This is a genomic window from Campylobacter sp. CNRCH_2016_3089, from assembly GCF_025772505.1.
GTDB lineage: Bacteria > Campylobacterota > Campylobacteria > Campylobacterales > Campylobacteraceae > Campylobacter_D > Campylobacter_D lari_D.
In genome coordinates, this window is the sequence record NZ_JAKMSF010000002.1 from 172,020 (window position 1) to 188,930 (window position 16,911).

Consider the following 16,911-nt stretch of genomic DNA (forward strand, 5'->3'; position numbering starts at 1 on the left):
AAATTAAAATAAAGCCTCATCCATTTCTTTTGGGATAGGTAAGTTTAAAATTTTAAGCACACTTGGTGCTATATTACTAAGCCCCATGCCTTCTTTAAGCTTTTCTACTCCTTTAGCTTCGACAAAAGCAAAAACATCAAAGGTTGTGTGATTAGTGAGCATATTTTCTTTTTCATCCCTCATCGCTTCACAGTTTCCATGATCTGAAGTAATAATAAAAGCATAATCATGCTCTCTTGCTTTAGCAATAACCCTACCTAAACACTCATCTACACATTCAACCGCACTAATCGCAGCTTCAAAATCACCCGTATGTCCTACCATATCACCATTTGCAAAATTTACTACGATAAAATCCATACCACTTTCTATACCCTTAAGCACCTCATCTGTGACTTCTTTAGCACTCATTTGAGGTTTTTCATCGTATGTTTTTACTTTAGGACTTGGAATTAAAATTCTTGTTTCATTGCATTCTAATTCTTCTTTTCCCCCATTAAAGAAAAAGGTTACATGAGCGTATTTTTCTGTTTCAGCTGTGTGAAGTTGGCTTAAATTTGCATTAGCTATCACAGAAGCTAAAGTATTATTTAACTCTTCTTTTTCAAACATCACAGGTAGTTTAAAACTCTCATCATACAAACTCATAGTAATGGCATTTTTTATAAGCACTTCTTTTGGAAATTCATTAAAACTTTCTTGGGTTAAAGAAGCGACTAATTGACGCATTCTATCATTTCTAAAATTGATAAAAATCACACCATCTTCAGCCTTAATTCCATCAAAATTTTGACTAATAACTGGGGTTAAAAACTCATCTGTGATATTTTCATCATAGTTTTTTTGTATAAATTGCATAAAATCATCACACTTTGGCGCCTTAGCAAATAAAGCATCATAATAAGACTTAACCCTATCATAGCGCTTATCTCTATCCATAGCATAAAATCTTCCCGATAAAGAAGCAAAATTAACCCCTTCTTTTTCGCAAAATTCCTGTAAAGATTTTATAAATTCTAAACCTGAATTTGGAGGACAATCCCTACCATCGCTAATTGCATGTGCAAAAACTTCTTTATTTTCTTGCTTACAAATTTTTAAAAGTGCATTAAAATGTGTATGCATAGAATGCACCCCGCCATCACTATAAAGCCCTATGATATGCACTCTTTTGCATTTTTGCAACAATTCTTTTAAAGCCTTATTGTCTTTTAAAGTGTCATTTTCTATGGCTTTATTTATCTTGACTAAATTTTGATAGATTATGCGTCCACTACCTATACACATATGCCCTACTTCGCTATTACCCATTTGACCTTCAGGTAAGCCAACTGCCAAGCCACTTGTTTTTATCAAAACATTAGGGGTATTTTCAAAAAGCTTATCATAAGTTGGCTTTTTAGCATGAAAAAAAGCATTATAGTTTGAATTTGTATTATGTCCTATACCATCTGTGATTATCAAAATACATTTTTGACTCATTTTTTACTCTTTTTTATAATTTATTTATGTGATTTTACTAAAATTATGCTTTTAAAAAACAAATACAAGGTTAAAATTTTGCTTTATCTTACAGAATATACAAATTATATGTTTTTTTCTTATATTAGCGTGCGTGCTGGTTTTGCATTTTTTATTGCTTTATTTTTGAGTTTGTATTTAATGCCAAAATTTATCAAATGGGCTCAAAATAAAAAAGCAAATCAACCTATTTATGAATACGCTCCACAATCACACCAAGCTAAATCTCATACCCCTACTATGGGTGGCCTTGTTTTTATCTTTGCTACTATCATAGCAAGTGTTTTAAGTGCTGATTTAAATAATAGTTTTGTAATCGTTGGATTATTATGTTTAGTACTATTTTGTACTATAGGCTTAGTTGATGATTTGGGGAAAATTTTAAAAAAAGACAATCACGCAGGATTAAGCCCAAAAATGAAACTACTAGGGCAATTTAGCGCTGCTTTTATCTGTGTTGGGTTATTGTATTTATTTGATATAAATACTGAATTTTATTTACCTTTTTACAAACATGCTATTTTTGATGGTGGTATGTTTATGTTGTTTTTATGGATTTTAGTTATCGTATCAAGCTCTAATGCTGTGAATTTAACCGATGGACTTGATGGTCTTGCAACCGTGCCTTCTATATTTTCTCTTTTAAGTCTTGGTGCTTTTTTGTATTTAAGTGGAAATGCTATTTATAGTTCTTATTTATTCTTACCTAAAATTCAAGGTCTAGGAGAACTTGTGGTAATAAGTGCGGCTTTAGTTGGTGCGCTTATGGGATTTTTGTGGTATAACTGCTATCCTGCACAAGTTTTCATGGGAGATAGCGGGAGTTTAAGTATAGGGGCATTTTTAGGCTATCTTGGTATAGTAAGTAAAAATGAAATTTTACTTTTACTGATAGGATTTGTATTTGTTTTAGAAACTATTTCAGTGATTTTACAAGTAGGAAGTTTTAAAATCTTTAATAAAAGAGTATTTAAAATGGCACCTATTCATCATCATTTTGAAAAAATAGGTTGGGTGGAAAATAAAATCATTGTGCGTTTTTGGATGATAGCCTTACTTGCAAATATTATTGCATTAATTAGTATAAAGTTAAGATAATGAAAATTTCACTTTTTGGATACGGAAAAACAACTAAAGCTTTTGCACAGCGTTTTGGAAATTGCGATATTTATGATGATCATTTTGCAAGTATAAGTAAAGATGAATTTAACAATACACTTTTACCGCCTTATGAATTTGATCCTTTAAAAAGTGACTTAGAAATTCCAAGTCCTGGCTTTCCAAATGATCATTCTCTCATACAGCAAGCAAAAAATTTAAGCAGTGAGTATGATTTTTTTTATGATGGCATGCCAAAAAGTGTTTGGATAAGCGGAACAAATGGCAAAACCACCACCACCCAAATGACACATCATCTTTTAAAACATATCAATGCACAAATGGGAGCAAACATAGGAACTCCTTTAGCACAAATGGATATTAGTGCTAAATTATGGATTTTAGAAAGCTCATCTTTTTCGCTTTTTTACACCAAAGTAGCTAAACCTGAAATTTATGCACTTTTACCTATCACACTTGATCATCTTTCTTGGCACAAAAGCTTTGAAAACTACGAGCAAGCAAAGCTTAGCGTGCTTGAAAGAATGAATGAAAATGATGTGGTAATTTTACCTAAAAAGTATGAGGCTTATCCAACCCATGCTTATGTTATAAGCTATGAAGATGAGCAAGATTTAGCTAAAAAAATGCAAATTGATTTAGAAAAAATTCATTTTAAAACCCCTTTTTTGCTTGATGCTCTTATTGCCTTAAGTATAGAAAAAATCATACTAGATCGTTGCTCTTATGAGCTTTTAAATGAGTTTAAAATAGAAAAAAATAAACTTGAAGAAATATTTGATCATAAAAATAGACTTTGGGTAAATGATACTAAAGCGACTAATCTTGATGCTAGTTTAGCTGCTCTTAAACGCTATAAGGATAAAAAAATTCATCTTATCATAGGTGGGGATGATAAGGGAGTGAATTTAAGTGCTTTATTTGCTTTTATGAAAGAGCTTGATATAGAGCTTTATGCCATAGGAAAAAGCACCAATAAAATGCTTGAATATGCTAAAAATGCTAATTTAAAAGCACATTTTTGTGAGTTTTTACCTAAAGCGGTAGAAAAAATCAATCAAAACTTAACTAATGATGAAGTAGCCCTGCTAAGCCCTGCTTGTGCAAGCTTAGATCAGTTTAAATCTTATGAAGAAAGAGGGAAGCTTTTTAAAAAATGCATTCAAGAATTAAGCTAAATTTTTTTGAATGCAAAATTTTAAAAACTCACATAAATTTATAAACTTATTGCTTGGTTCTTTATTTTTATGATAAATCAAGCAAAGCTCTCTTGAAATTTTAAAATTTTTTAATCTTACTTCAAATAAACTTTTAGCTTCAAGCTCTTCTTTAACACTAAATTTAGGTAAAACTGCTAAAAATTTACCTTTTTTAGTCAACTCTTTTATCATAGCAGTTGAGTTTAACTCATAAACCAAATTAAGCTTTACATCTTTAGGCAAAGCATTTAAAAACACTTCTTTTGCACCTGAACCTTGCTCACGACTTAGCCATTTAAAATCCTTTAATTCATCTATGAAAAATTCTTTTTTGAAGTCATTTTTACTCACCACAATAAGCTCATCATCACAAATTTTAATCTTTTTTATATCCTTATCTTTGCAAATCCCTTCAATCAAACCTATATCGATTTCTTTATCTAAAATATCTTTGATAATATTTTGACTATTATCCAAAGACAAATTTAATTTGATATTTTCTGCCTTTTGATCCAAAAAAGTTCCTAGTAAATAAGTACCTACATTTTGACTAACTTTCATACTTATTTCATAGCTTTGATCATCTTGCATTGCTTTTTCTATGCGTTCAAATTCTAAAATCAAAGGAGTGATTTGTTTTAAAAACACTTTTCCTTTTTCATTTAAACTTAAAAATTTAGCATTTCTATCAAAAAGCTTGGTGTTTAAACTTTTTTCAAGTTCAAATATAGCTAAAGACAAAGCAGATTGAGTTATATTTAATTCTTTAGCACAAGCTCTTAAATTTAAATTTCTACACAAGGCTTGAAAATATTTTATTTGTTTAAAAGTCATAAGCACTCTTTTGATAAATATTTTTAATCATTATATCAAATAAAATTAATTTTACTTATCACAAAAAAATCATTAAGATTACAAAAAACAAAAAAAGGAAAAATTCATGCATAAAAATATATATAAACATAGAAAATTTGAAGCTTTTTTACTGCTTTTTACTCTTGCTTTTTGTGCTTTTGCTATTTCTGAGCTTAATTTTTTTAAAAATCTTGGAATTTCAGCTTTAATCATAGCCGTGATTTTAGGAGCTTTAATAGGAAATTTAGCTCATCAAAATGCAAATTTACTCAAAAAATCAGGAGTTTTAGGCATAGCAACAAAAGAAATTTTAAGACTTGGAATTATACTTTATGGTTTTAGAATTACTTTTAATGATTTAGAAAAAGTTGGATTAAATGGGATTTTGCTAGCATTTTTAGTGGTATTTTCTACCTTTTTTATAGGGCTTTTGTTAGGAAAATTATTCAAACTTGATCTTAAAGAAAGCATACTTATAAGTAGTGGCTCAAGCATTTGTGGAGCAGCTGCTGTGATGGCTAGTGAAAGCATTGTTAAAGGTGGCTCTGCTAAAGTTGGCGTAGCAGTTTGCACTGTGGTTGTGTTTGGAACTTTAGGGATGTTTTTATATCCTTTGGCTTGGAATTTAGGTTGGTTTGATTTTTTTAATTTAAAGCAAATGGGGTATTTCATGGGAGCAAGCTTGCATGAAGTTGCACATGCTGTTGCAGCAGGTGAAGCTGTAAAAGCAGGAGATGGTGCTGTCATAGAAAAAATGATGCGTGTTTTAATGCTAGTGCCTTTTTTGATTTTCTTAAGTCTTTTTTCATTGAAATTTCTAAGTAAAAATAATGAAAAAATCTCCATTAAAGCAAATATTCCTTATTTTGCTTTGTGGTTTTTATTTGCATGCGGTATTAGCTCACTTGAAATATTAAATACAGATTTTGCGCTTAACTATATAAAACCAAGCATACAAACTATAGACACACTTTTGCTTTCTATGGCTATGGTAGCTTTAGGAGTAAATATCCATAAAAATGTTTTAAAAAATGCAGGTTTTAAACCATTTTTAATGGCATTTTTTCTTTTTATATGGTTAATCTTTATATCAATTAGTTTTATTTTATTATTAAATTTATAAATACATGAAAATTCTTCATGTATTTATTTTATAATCTTTAATCAAAATAGATTAATGTTAGCGAATTAACAATAAAGGTTTTTTAGCCTTAGTTAAAATATCATTTGTCAAACTACCAAATAAAATACTTTTTACCCAGTGATGTGAGTAAGCCCCCATAATCAACAAATCTATATCATTTTGCTCACCAAAATCAAATAAAGCTTGAGTAATCTCTCCATTTAAATATTGAGTTTGTACATTTAAATTTGCTTCTTTGAAAATTTGACTTACTTGAGCTAATAATTCACAAGAAGCTTTTTCATCTTTAGAAACATTTACTACATAACGCTTTGCTTCTTTAAAAATAGGTCTTTTAATGGCTTGCTCTATGGCTTTTTTAGCCAAATTACTCCCATCATAAGCCATCATCACGCTTTTAATCTCTTTAAAAGTAGAATTTACAAGCAAAATAGGCACATTTAAAGCTCTTACTAATTCTTCTGTATGAATACCTATTTTATTTTTCTTACCTCCGCCTTTTAAACCTGCTATGGCTAATCTTATTTGATCATTGTATTCTTTTAAAACTTCTTCTAAGTCTCCATCTCTTTGCACACTAAAGCATTCTTTTACACCTTGTTCTTTTGCATAAGCACAAAATTCTTCTAAAATTCTTTGACCTTTTTTGCAAAGATTTTCATTTTTTTGACTTTGCTCTTCTACTAAATCTTCAATCACACATCCACTAGCACCTATGCCAAAACTGCAAGCTAATTCAGCATTAGTAAAATTTGGTTCTATAGTATATAAAAACATTAAAGGTAAATCTAGCTTTTTAGCTAAATACACTCCATAATGCAAACTTTCCCTACAAGGCTCTAAAACATCTACACAAACTAGAATTTTTTCCATTTAATATCCTTTTGTAGTATCAATCTTGTGCTTTTTGTGCTATTAAAACACCTTCTATGATTTTTTTAATATCCCCATCTAAGATATTATCAACCTGTGAAAAAGCTTCATTTGAGCGTGTATCTTTGACTTGTTGATAAGGAAAAAGCACATAAGAGCGGATTTGATGACCCCAACCTATCTCACTTTTTTCACTTGAATTTGCTTCATCTTGTTGTTTCATAAGCTCAAGCTCATAAAGGCGTGATTTTAGCATTTTAAAAGCAGTTGCTTTGTTTTTGTGTTGGCTTCTATCGTTTTGACATTGCACTACTATACCACTTGGCATATGAGTTATGCGCACTGCTGATTCAGTTTTATTAACATGCTGTCCACCCGCTCCGCTTGCTCTATAATAATCAATCCTTATATCTTTTTCTTCAATTTCTATTTCAATATCATCATCAAGTTCAGGTGAAACCATCACACTAGAAAAACTCGTATGGCGACGCCCTGCACTATCAAAAGGAGAAGTTCTTACTAAACGATGAATGCCATTTTCAGCCTTTAAATACCCATAAGCATTTTCACCTTTTACCAAAAAGCTAACATCTTTAAGCCCTGCTTCTTCGCCTTCTTGAAAGTCAAGTGTTTCTACTTTAAAACCTTCTCTTTCACAAAATCTCAAATACATCCTATAAAGCATGCTAGCCCAGTCATTACTCTCCGTTCCACCTGCTCCTGGGTGAATGGAAACTATGGCATTTTTACCATCATTTTCTCCACTTAAAAGCATAGAAATTTCAAGATTTACAATAAGATCTTCTAGCTTGTTTGCATCTTCAAATAAAGCTTCTATGGTGTCTAAATCATTTTCACTATTAGCAAGATCAAAAAGTTCACTTGCATCATTTAAAGCATTATTTGCATTTTCATAATTTTTAAGTAAATTTGAAATTTTAGTTTTTTCTTTACCTATAACGCCTGCTTGTTTTACATCACTCCAAAAAGAAGGGGAATTTTCTAAATTTTCTATTTCTTTTAATCTTGCTTTTATCTCTTCAGGCTTAATAATAGAAGCGATATTTCCAACTTTGTTTTTTAATTTTTTTAAAAGTTCGCTGTATTCGTAATTATCCATAAAAATTTTCTTTCTAATTTTGATATAATTTAATCTTATAATTTTAGCAAAAAATAAAACATTTAAAGTGAGAAATATGCCAAAACTTTTTTTAATGTCTTTAGGTTGTAATAAAAATTTAGTCGATAGTGAAATCATGCTTGGAAGATTAAGTGATTATAAAATTTGTGATGAGCCAAGCTTAGCTGATGTTTTGATTGTAAATACCTGTGGTTTTATAGATAGTGCTAAAAAAGAAAGCATAAATGCGATTTTAGATTTACACGAGCAAAGAAAAAAGGACTCGTTGCTGGTTGTAACAGGATGTTTAATGCAGCGCTACCGCGAAGAATTAATGAAAGAACTACCTGAAGTTGATCTTTTTACCGGTGTGGGAGATTATGAAAAAATTGATGAAATGATACTTAAAAAAACTAATCTATTTTCAAATTCTACTTACTTACAAGATAAAAATACCAATCGTGTGATCACAGGATCAAATTATCATGCTTTTATCAAAATAGCTGAAGGGTGTAATCAAAAATGTTCATTTTGCGCTATACCAAGTTTTAAAGGCAAACTTAAATCAAGAAGCTTAGAAAGTATTGTAAATGAAGTAAAAGAGCTTGTTAAAAAAGGCTATAAAGACTTTTCTTTTATTGCTCAAGATACAAGTTCGTATTTGTTTGATCAAGGTCAAAAAGATGGACTTTTAAAGCTTATTGAAGCTATAGAAAATATCCAAGGTGTAAAGGCTGCTAGAATTTTATATCTATATCCAACAAGTATTAGCAAAGAAGTGATAGAAAAAATCATTCAATCAAAAGTTTTTGTAAATTATTTTGATATGCCTTTACAACACATCAGTGATAATATGCTTAAAATCATGAAACGCGGAGCTAACAAAGCTAAATTAATCGAGCTTTTAAATTTAATGAAACAAGCCCCAAATTCATTTTTACGCACAGGTTTTATAGTAGGACACCCAGGAGAGAGTGATGAGGACTTTGAAGAATTATGCGCTTTTATAAAAGAATTTGGTTTTGATAGAATTAGTGTTTTTGCTTATTCTAAAGAAGAAGATACCGCAGCTTTTGAAATGGAACAAATTCCTAATAAAATCATCAATGCAAGATTAAAAGTGATAGAAAAAATTGTTGATGAGTGTATAGAAAAAAGCTTTAATCAACAAGTTGGTAAAAAAACCTTAGCATTTTGTGAAGGTCAAAGCTCTGAAGGAGAATTTTTCATCGGTGCAAAAGATTTGCGTTGGGATAGAAATATTGATGGAGAAATTCTCATCAATGAAAGTGATTGTGGAGATTTAGAAATGGGCGAGCTTTATGAGTGTGAAATCACGCAGAGCTTAGATAAAAAACTCATTGCAAAAGCCTTAAGAAAGTTTGATGATTGATAGCAAATATTTAAATCATTTAAAGCAAGGGAAAAATCTTTTAGCATTTTCTCATGGGAGTGATTCTAGTGCTTTATTTTTCATGCTTTTAGAAAAAAATATAGATTTTGATCTTGCTTTTATAAACTACAAAACTCGCAAAAATAGCGATAAAGAAGAGCAAAGTGCTAAAGAATTAGCCAAGCGTTTTCATAAAAAAATTTACATCAAAACCGCACCCAAGATAACAAAAAATTTCGAAGCCCATGCAAGAGCTTTGCGTTATGAATTTTTTGAAGAACTTTGCAAAAATCACTCTTATGATAATCTTTTACTAGCTCATCATTTAAATGATAAACTAGAATGGTTTTTAATGCAATTTTCCAAAGGCGCAGGGCTTAGAGAATTACTTGGTTTTAAAGATATTGAAAAAAGAAAATATTTTACTATCATAAGACCCTTGCTTGAAATTCCAAAAAAAGAAATTTCAAACTACCTAAAAGAAAACAATATCACTTATTTTCATGATGAGAGTAATGATGATGAAAAATATTTTAGAAATTTCATACGCAAAAAATTTGCTAATGAGTTTTTAAAGCTTTATCCAAATGGAGTAAAAAAGAGCTTTAAATACCTAGAAAAAGACTTAAAAGAAGAAAATATTTGTGAATTTAAAAATATTTATATTACTCATAAAGATGAAAGTTTAATCGCAAAATGCTTTAAAAAACTTGGAATACTTTTAAGTGCTAAACAAAGACAAGAAGCTTTAAAAGGCGATGGAGTAATTTCGCATAAAATAGGCATTGTTTACATACAAGAAAAAGTTTTGATTTTTCCTTTTGTAAGTTGTGAGAAAATGTCAAAAGAATTTAAAGAAATTTATAGAAAAGCAAAAATCCCTAAACTCTTAAGAGCATATTTATACACAAAAAATATTGATATAAAAGAGCTTATGCAAGCTCTTTTATGATTTCTTCAAAAAGTTCTTTTACTCTTGCTTCTAAAAAGTCTTTAAATTCAGCACTTGTAGCTTCAGCACGCATGATAAGATATGGACTTGTATTAGAAGCACGCAAAAGCGCCCAGCCTTCTTTAAAGGTAATTCTAACTCCGTCAATTTCATTACAATCAAGCACATTTTCAAAAGCATTTGCTTTTATTTTTTCTTTAAATTTTTCTATGATTTGAAATTTATTTTCTTCACTAACCTTAAGCTTAATCTCTTCACTTGCATAAAGTTTTGGTAATTCTTTAACTAATTTTTCTATATCAAAACCATTTACCAAAAGCTCTAAGGTTCTTAAAAATGCATAAATTCCATCATCATAACCAAAATATCTATCTTTAAAGAAAATATGCCCACTAAGCTCTGCTGCTATGTCGATATTTTGCTCTTTCATCATTTTTTTAATATTAGAATGCCCGGTCTTACCCATCATGATAAAACCAAATTTAGCTACCTCATCGAAAAGATTTTTAGAACATTTTACTTCACCTAAAACTCTAGGATTTTTTATATTTTTAGCAAATAAATAGCAAAGCTCATCGCCCTTAAATACATAATCTTTACTTGCAACCACCAAGCGATCTCCATCTCCGTCAAAAGCAAAGCCCATTTTTGCATTTTCATTTTCTTTTAGCGCAACTTGCAATGCGTGTAAATTTTCAAGCTCTGTTGGATCGGGCGCGTGATTTGGGAAATTTCCATCAGGATTTTCAAATAAAATTTGTGCATTAAGATTTAATTTTTCCACCAAAGGCTTTATAATCACTCCAGTAGCTCCATTTGCACAATCAATAATGATTTTTTCTTTATAGCCCTTAAGATGTGAAAAATGTTTAGCTAAAAAGTCTATATATAAGCTTTTAATATCATAATTTTCATATCTTAAATCATCATTGATTTCAAGTTCTAAATACTCTTGCACTTTTAAAGAAAGCTTTTTCAAATCAGCACCAAAAAAACTTTCTTTATTAATCGTTATTTTAAAGCCATTGTATTCTTTTGGATTATGCGAACCTGTTATCATGATATTTGCATCAAAAATATCATCAAAAAATAAACTAAAATACCCCATAGGAGTTGGTGCTAAGCCTATATTGAAAACTTGCATATTAGCTTTATTTAAACCGCTGATTAAATAGTTAAAAAGTTCATTTGCACTATATCTTGCATCATAGCCTACGCTTACTTTCTCACAACCCCTTGATTTCATTTCTAAACCCAAAGCATAGCCTATAGCTTTTACACTTTTTTCATTTAACTCACTTGGGTAAAGCCCTCTTATATCATACTCTCTAAAAATCAAATCTAACATTTTAATCCTTTTGTCTTCTAAGTTCTAATTTTGCTTGTTTTAAACTTTCTTCTATGTTTTCATTTTTGCTTGATAAACAAAGTTTAATTTCTAACTTTACATTTTGTTCTTTAAATTCAAAACAATATTTTTGCATAAAATTTTCAAGCATTTGAAGCTTGCTTTGTACAAAGGCTATATTTTCATTTTCAAATACAATAATAAAATAATCCTTATCATCTTTAAAAACCCTAGCATGTAAAGCTTTTTTTAAAATCCTAGCAAATTCATGCATTATAAACTCACCCATTTTTGAGTCTTTTTGATGATAAATTTCATTGATATTTTTTACTTCAATCAAGGCTAAATGAAAATTTTCAAGTCCTTGAGCATATCTTCTTAAGGCCTTTAAATTTGGCAAATTGGTTAAAGTGTCAAAAAAGGCTATTTTATAAGCTTTATACACTAAAAATCCTATCAACACCAAAGAAGCAAATTCATAATAACCCAAATCAACACTATTGTAAAATAAAAATTGCACGCTCAAGCCCATATAAGCTAGCAAAAAATGAAAATCATTATTTTTAAAATATGAAAATAATAAAAATATCATTCCTACCCAAAACACACAAAAGCTTAACTCACTAATAGGCTTAAAAAATTGCGTTGAAAGGCCAAAAATTTCACTTGTAATGCTTGCATTAAAATTAGTACTTGTGCTAAGTATTAACGCTACAAAACCCATAAAGGCTAAATACGCAAATTTAATAAAATTAATTCTTTCAAAAACAAGCTTACTATCTTGCAAAAAAACAAAAAGCACAAAAGAAAAAGGTAAAAATACCGAGATAAACAAATGCGCTTGATATTCACTTACCACTAAAGATAAAGCCCTAGCACATAAAATCAACAAAAGCAAGAAAAAAATCTTATTTTGCTTAAAAAAATAAGCTAAAAATAAAGCTAAAAATTCCAAAACAAAACTAAAAGAAGGTAAAAAAGATAATAAAACTAAACTCAATCAAATAACCTTAATTTAAAAATAATTTTAAAAATTATACAACAATTTTGAATTATTTTTTTAACACATATTATAAGTAAAATAAAAATAGAACTTAAAACAAATATGCCTGAAATATGCTTAGTAAAAAATAATGTAATTTATCTTAGATAGTTAAATTTCAAAGCAACAAATGATAACACGAAAAAACTTTTAAAATAAAACTTTATGAAATTAAAAAGCTAATAAATATATTAAAATCATTAAATTGTTTTTATTTAAATTTTGCAATTTCATCTTGTATGGTTTGATTTATCTCAAGTAGCTCTTCATAATTTTTTTTATTTTTTTCCAAAAGTTCATCAAATTTAAAGCCAAGCATAACGATGCGATATAAATTAGGTTTGTATTTTCTCCAATTATACAAAGTGCTAACATCAATATCTAATTCATATGCCATATCGCGTTTGCTCTTTTTTGCCATAAGCTACCCTAAATTTTTAAATACTTATGGGCTGATTTTACATTAAAAATTCTTTATTAAAAACAATTGAAATATTCTATGTTTTATTTAATTAATATTGATTATTTCAATATTAATTAAGCTAAATTGTGGAATAATTCAAGTTATCTTAAGTTAAGGAGTGAAAGAATGGATGCTACGAGTTTATTTTTATCAATAAAAAATAAATTACCAAAAGAATATGGGTCTTTTAGAAAAAGAATAAGTCGAGGATATAAATATTCTAATCCTATTATGTCAAATGAAGATTTAAAAAAGAAACTTGAAACTTTAAGTTCTGATAAGTTGGATAAAGTATATACAAGACTTCAATACACCAAGCTCAAAAACCCAACTCTAGTCTTTTGGGTTTATAATTTTTTATTAGGTGGTTTTGGTGTTGCAAGATTTTATATAGGTCAAATTGGATGGGGAATTTTTAGATTAGTTTTAACTTTGCTTGCTATGATAATTGGCTTTATTGCTGATTCCTCATATGATTCATTTTGGATAGCTACTTCAAATATAATCAATTATGGTAATTTTGGTATTTGGTTTATAGATTTGTTTATAGTTGGCGTATTGCTTAGAAATCAAAATCTTGAAAAAATTAACTTAATTATAGACGATATAAAATCTTAGTATATTTGTGGAAGAAAATATTCTCAATTTTTACTTATTTAAGGAGATAAAATGAATGAAAAACACGCACCTTTTGAAACAGAACCCACTTTGATTTATGAGAAAAATACTTTTAAAATTGTCGCTGGAAAAACATATACAAATAAAGATGAAAAATTTTGCATAGGTTTAAAATCAAATGATTTTCCTAAAAATTCTTATCTTATATTTCCGCCACAGCTTAGCTTAGATTTATTAAAAAATCTTTTAAGTCAAGATGGGGCTAATAATAGTGAAATTATCAAGTTTATTAAAATAATAACCAAATAAGCAATGAAAAATATTTTATTAAGTTTCATAATGGTTTTGTTATTTACAGGATGTTTTAATAATAAGCCAAAATGCGATGATGAAGTTGTTCAGCTTACATTAAAAAGTATTTTAGATGATGATGAGTGGGTTTATATTGAGTATGGGCTAAGTGAGCAGTCTTTAAAGGCCTTAAAAATAAGCTTAAATGGCATGGATATAAGGGATTTAGAGGCTATATTATCTACCGATACCATTGGAATTTTAAGAGCTCATTTAAAACCTATATTTGACTTAAAAGATTATGCTAATGAAGTGGGTTATACTTCTTTTAGTAGTTTTATAACTCAAGATAGTAATGATAAAAAAACAAGTTTTTGTAGAGCTAGTTTGAAATTAACTTACCCACAAATGCCAGATGATATGAGAGAAAATTATGCAAGAGGCACTTTAAAAGGAATTATATTTGATGGGGGAGAGCATGAAGTACAAATTTCATATAGTGCTCAATTTAGCGATGATAAAAAACAAGTTTTTGTAGAACTTTTGGATTATTAGTTTATTTTGGCAATGAAATTTTATTTTATTGCCAAGCAAAATTTATACTCAATTAATTTCAAGTCTTTTTTTGTTACAATTTCTTAAAAATTTTTATAAGTAAAAATTCTAAGGAAAATTATGGTAGAAATAAAAAATCTCACTATGCGTTTTGCAAATCAACTTTTATTTGAAGATGTAAATTTAAAATTAAACCGTGGTGAAAGATATGGACTTATAGGTGCAAATGGCGCAGGAAAATCAACCTTTTTAAAAATTCTCTCAGGTGAAATAGAATCAAGCAGTGGAGAAATTTGCATAGATCCAAATTTAAAAATCGCAGTGTTAGGACAAGATCAATTTGCTTTTGAAAACTACACTATCAAAGATGCGGTAATGTGTGCAAATAAAAGATTATATGATGCACTAAAAGAAAAAGAAAAACTTTATATGAGTGAAGAATTTACCGATGAAATTAATGATAGATTAAGCGAGCTTGAAATCATAACAGCAGAAGAAGATCCAAACTATGATTGCGAGCTTAGATGTGAAAAAATTCTTAGCTCTTTAAATATTAAAGATTTTAATGCTCTCATGAGTACTTTACAAAGTGCGGATAAATTTAAAGTTTTATTAGCTCAAGTATTATTTTTAGGTGCTGATGTATTATTTTTAGATGAACCTACAAACAACCTTGACTTAGAAGCTATTTCTTGGCTTGAAAATGAACTTTTAAGACATGAGGGAACTTTAGTAGTAATTAGCCATGATAGACATTTTCTAAATAAAGTTTGTACAAGAATTTTAGATGTGGATTTTAAACAAATACGCGATTTTGCTGGAAATTATGATGATTGGTATATGGCTTCAACCTTACTTGCTAAACAAGCTGAACTCAAACGCGATAAAACTTTAAAAGAAAGAGAAGAATTAGAAAATTTCATACGCCGTTTTAGCGCTAATGCTTCAAAAGCCAAACAAGCTACAAGTAGAGCTAAAGCTTTAGAAAAACTTGAGCTTGAAGAGATTAAAACTTCAAGTAGGCGTGATCCTAGTATAGTTTTTAGAACAAATAGAGAAATAGGAAATGAAGTTTTAGAATTAAAAGGTATTAGCAAAGCTTATGATAAAACTTTATTTGAGAATTTAGAATTAAAATTAGAAAAAGGTGATAAAATAGCCTTAATCGGAGCAAATGGTGTTGGAAAAAGCACTTTAGCCAAAATCATTGCATCAAAATTAGAACCTGATAGTGGCCACATCCACCTTGGTGCTACCATAGAAATGGGATATTTTTCACAAGATACGACAAATTTAATCAATGAAAATTTGAAACTTTATGAATGGTTAATGAGTGAAAAATTCAAAGATTTAGATGAAATTCGCAAATGTCTTGGTAGAATGCTCTTTAGTGGAAGTGATCAAGAAAAAATGGCTTCTAGCTTAAGTGGAGGTGAAAAACACCGCTTAATGCTTTCAAGATTAATGTTAGAACGCGGAAATTTCTTGCTTTTAGATGAACCGGATAATCATTTAGATCTTGAAAGTATCATTGCATTAGGTGAAGCCTTGTATAATTTCAAAGGTTGTGTGATATGCATAAGCCACGATAGAGAGCTAATTAGTGCTTTTGCCAATCGTATATGGTTTTTAGAAGATGGGAAATTAACAGACTTTAAAGGAAGTTATGACGAATTTTTAGGAGGTTTAGAATGAATTCGTTTAAGATAAAATATGCAGCTGGTTTTGGACATTTTACTCAAAATCACAGAGGTTTTGGCCCAACTATTTATGTAGAAGAAAGTATTGATTTTCAAAGTGAAAAAGATTATTTTGACTATGTTGAATTTTATGAAAAATTCAGCAAAGAAGATGATACTTATTTTCACATTTCATTTTTAGAAGATCGCCCTTTAACTTCTCAAGAATTAGAAAGTAGAAATGCTTATAGAAAACTAAGAGATGAGCGCTGTAACAAAGCTAGAGAAGAGTTTATCAAAAACAATGAAATAGAAGCTGAATACTACCCAACTCATGGTGATTAAGGAATGATTTTTGCTTGTTTTTTCCTTGTAATATTTTGAAAGGAGAAAACATGCAAGTTAACCATGATAATTTATCGGTTAAAGAGTATGGATATGGTCAAAGTAGTGCCTATAAAAGCACTCAAGGAGCTAATGAAGACTTTATGTCTTTACTTAGTCAAAACAATAGCGAAAATTTAAACGAGCAAAGTATAAAACTTGATGAGCTTTTTTCAAAAGCCATGAGTCAAGATCAATTTAGCACAGGAATTTTTAGCTCAAATATGTCAAATATTTATAATTATCGTTTTAGAGGACAAAACGAAACTCCTATGCAAGCTAATATAGAAGAAAAACAAGAGCCCCAAAAAGATATGGTAAAAGATCTTTTAAATTCTTTATGAAAAGAAGTAAG

General features: G+C 29.2%; 18 protein-coding genes. 11 read left to right on the forward strand and 7 right to left on the reverse strand.

The window, feature by feature from the left end:
- Positions 1–3 precede the first annotated feature (3 nt).
- A complete protein-coding gene (gpmI, locus tag L8W69_RS02060) occupies positions 4–1,482 on the reverse strand; it encodes a 2,3-bisphosphoglycerate-independent phosphoglycerate mutase (protein WP_263666322.1) in 1,479 nt (492 codons plus the stop codon).
- A 78-nt stretch (positions 1,483–1,560) separates the two neighbouring features.
- Between gpmI and mraY the strand changes: the two genes are divergently transcribed.
- Positions 1,561–2,619, forward strand: a complete 1,059-nt coding sequence (gene mraY / locus L8W69_RS02065) for a phospho-N-acetylmuramoyl-pentapeptide-transferase (RefSeq protein ID WP_133319598.1) — start codon at positions 1,561–1,563, stop codon at positions 2,617–2,619.
- Positions 2,619–3,818 (forward strand): UDP-N-acetylmuramoyl-L-alanine--D-glutamate ligase, encoded by a 1,200-nt coding sequence (gene murD, locus L8W69_RS02070; RefSeq protein ID WP_263666323.1) that lies wholly within the window; start codon positions 2,619–2,621, stop codon positions 3,816–3,818. Before mraY ends, murD begins: the two co-directional genes overlap by 1 nt.
- Here the strand turns inward: murD and L8W69_RS02075 are convergent.
- Positions 3,810–4,673, reverse strand: coding sequence for a LysR family transcriptional regulator (locus L8W69_RS02075; protein ID WP_263666324.1), 864 nt, complete (start codon positions 4,671–4,673; stop codon positions 3,810–3,812). The two genes, murD and L8W69_RS02075, sit on opposite strands and share 9 nt — an antisense overlap.
- A gap of 106 nt (positions 4,674–4,779) precedes the next feature.
- Here L8W69_RS02075 and L8W69_RS02080 point away from each other — a divergent pair, with 106 nt between their 5' ends.
- Positions 4,780–5,817, forward strand: a complete 1,038-nt coding sequence (locus tag L8W69_RS02080) for a YeiH family protein (RefSeq protein ID WP_263659430.1) — start codon at positions 4,780–4,782, stop codon at positions 5,815–5,817.
- 57 nt (positions 5,818–5,874) lie between these two features.
- On the opposite strand, the gene L8W69_RS02085 is transcribed toward L8W69_RS02080, so the two are convergent.
- Positions 5,875–6,711 (reverse strand): universal stress protein, encoded by an 837-nt coding sequence (locus tag L8W69_RS02085; protein ID WP_263666325.1) that lies wholly within the window; start codon positions 6,709–6,711, stop codon positions 5,875–5,877.
- 19 nt (positions 6,712–6,730) lie between these two features.
- A complete protein-coding gene (gene prfB, locus L8W69_RS02090) occupies positions 6,731–7,831 on the reverse strand; it encodes a peptide chain release factor 2 (RefSeq protein WP_039617474.1) in 1,101 nt (366 codons plus the stop codon).
- Between the two features lie 76 nt (positions 7,832–7,907).
- On the opposite strand from prfB, the gene rimO reads away from it, so the two are divergent.
- Both rimO and tilS read left to right on the forward strand, forming a co-directional pair.
- On the forward strand, positions 7,908–9,224 hold the full coding sequence (rimO, locus tag L8W69_RS02095; protein WP_263666326.1) for a 30S ribosomal protein S12 methylthiotransferase RimO: 1,317 nt from the start codon (positions 7,908–7,910) through the stop codon (positions 9,222–9,224).
- A complete protein-coding gene (gene tilS / locus L8W69_RS02100; protein WP_263666327.1) occupies positions 9,214–10,176 on the forward strand; it encodes a tRNA lysidine(34) synthetase TilS in 963 nt (320 codons plus the stop codon). The genes rimO and tilS overlap by 11 nt, the downstream gene beginning before the upstream one ends.
- Here the strand turns inward: tilS and L8W69_RS02105 are convergent.
- The 3 genes from L8W69_RS02105 to L8W69_RS02115 all read right to left on the reverse strand — a co-directional run bounded on the left by L8W69_RS02105 (position 10,157) and on the right by L8W69_RS02115 (position 12,987).
- On the reverse strand, positions 10,157–11,524 hold the full coding sequence (locus tag L8W69_RS02105) for a phosphomannomutase/phosphoglucomutase (RefSeq protein ID WP_263666328.1): 1,368 nt from the start codon (positions 11,522–11,524) through the stop codon (positions 10,157–10,159). The genes tilS and L8W69_RS02105 overlap by 20 nt on opposite strands.
- Position 11,525: 1 nt before the next feature.
- On the reverse strand, positions 11,526–12,524 hold the full coding sequence (locus L8W69_RS02110; RefSeq protein ID WP_263666329.1) for a GGDEF domain-containing protein: 999 nt from the start codon (positions 12,522–12,524) through the stop codon (positions 11,526–11,528).
- Positions 12,525–12,777: 253 nt separating this feature from the next.
- Entirely contained in the window at positions 12,778–12,987 is a 210-nt protein-coding gene (locus L8W69_RS02115) for a hypothetical protein (RefSeq protein WP_039662706.1), read from the reverse strand.
- 168 nt (positions 12,988–13,155) lie between these two features.
- Between L8W69_RS02115 and L8W69_RS02120 the strand changes: the two genes are divergently transcribed.
- The 6 genes from L8W69_RS02120 to L8W69_RS02145 all read left to right on the forward strand — a co-directional run bounded on the left by L8W69_RS02120 (position 13,156) and on the right by L8W69_RS02145 (position 16,900).
- On the forward strand, positions 13,156–13,647 hold the full coding sequence (locus tag L8W69_RS02120; protein WP_263666330.1) for a TM2 domain-containing protein: 492 nt from the start codon (positions 13,156–13,158) through the stop codon (positions 13,645–13,647).
- Positions 13,648–13,698: 51 nt separating this feature from the next.
- The gene (locus tag L8W69_RS02125) at positions 13,699–13,956 is read left to right on the forward strand and encodes a hypothetical protein (protein ID WP_263660687.1); all 258 of its coding nucleotides are present in this window, start codon (positions 13,699–13,701) and stop codon (positions 13,954–13,956) included.
- Between the two features lie 30 nt (positions 13,957–13,986).
- A complete protein-coding gene (locus L8W69_RS02130; protein ID WP_263660686.1) occupies positions 13,987–14,493 on the forward strand; it encodes a hypothetical protein in 507 nt (168 codons plus the stop codon).
- A gap of 120 nt (positions 14,494–14,613) precedes the next feature.
- Complete coding sequence (locus tag L8W69_RS02135; RefSeq protein WP_263661142.1) at positions 14,614–16,188, forward strand: ABC-F family ATP-binding cassette domain-containing protein; 1,575 nt, start codon at positions 14,614–14,616, stop codon at positions 16,186–16,188.
- Positions 16,185–16,517 (forward strand): hypothetical protein, encoded by a 333-nt coding sequence (locus L8W69_RS02140; RefSeq protein WP_039617462.1) that lies wholly within the window; start codon positions 16,185–16,187, stop codon positions 16,515–16,517. The genes L8W69_RS02135 and L8W69_RS02140 overlap by 4 nt, the downstream gene beginning before the upstream one ends.
- 50 nt (positions 16,518–16,567) lie before the next feature.
- Complete coding sequence (locus L8W69_RS02145) at positions 16,568–16,900, forward strand: hypothetical protein (protein WP_039627883.1); 333 nt, start codon at positions 16,568–16,570, stop codon at positions 16,898–16,900.
- Positions 16,901–16,911 lie beyond the last annotated feature (11 nt).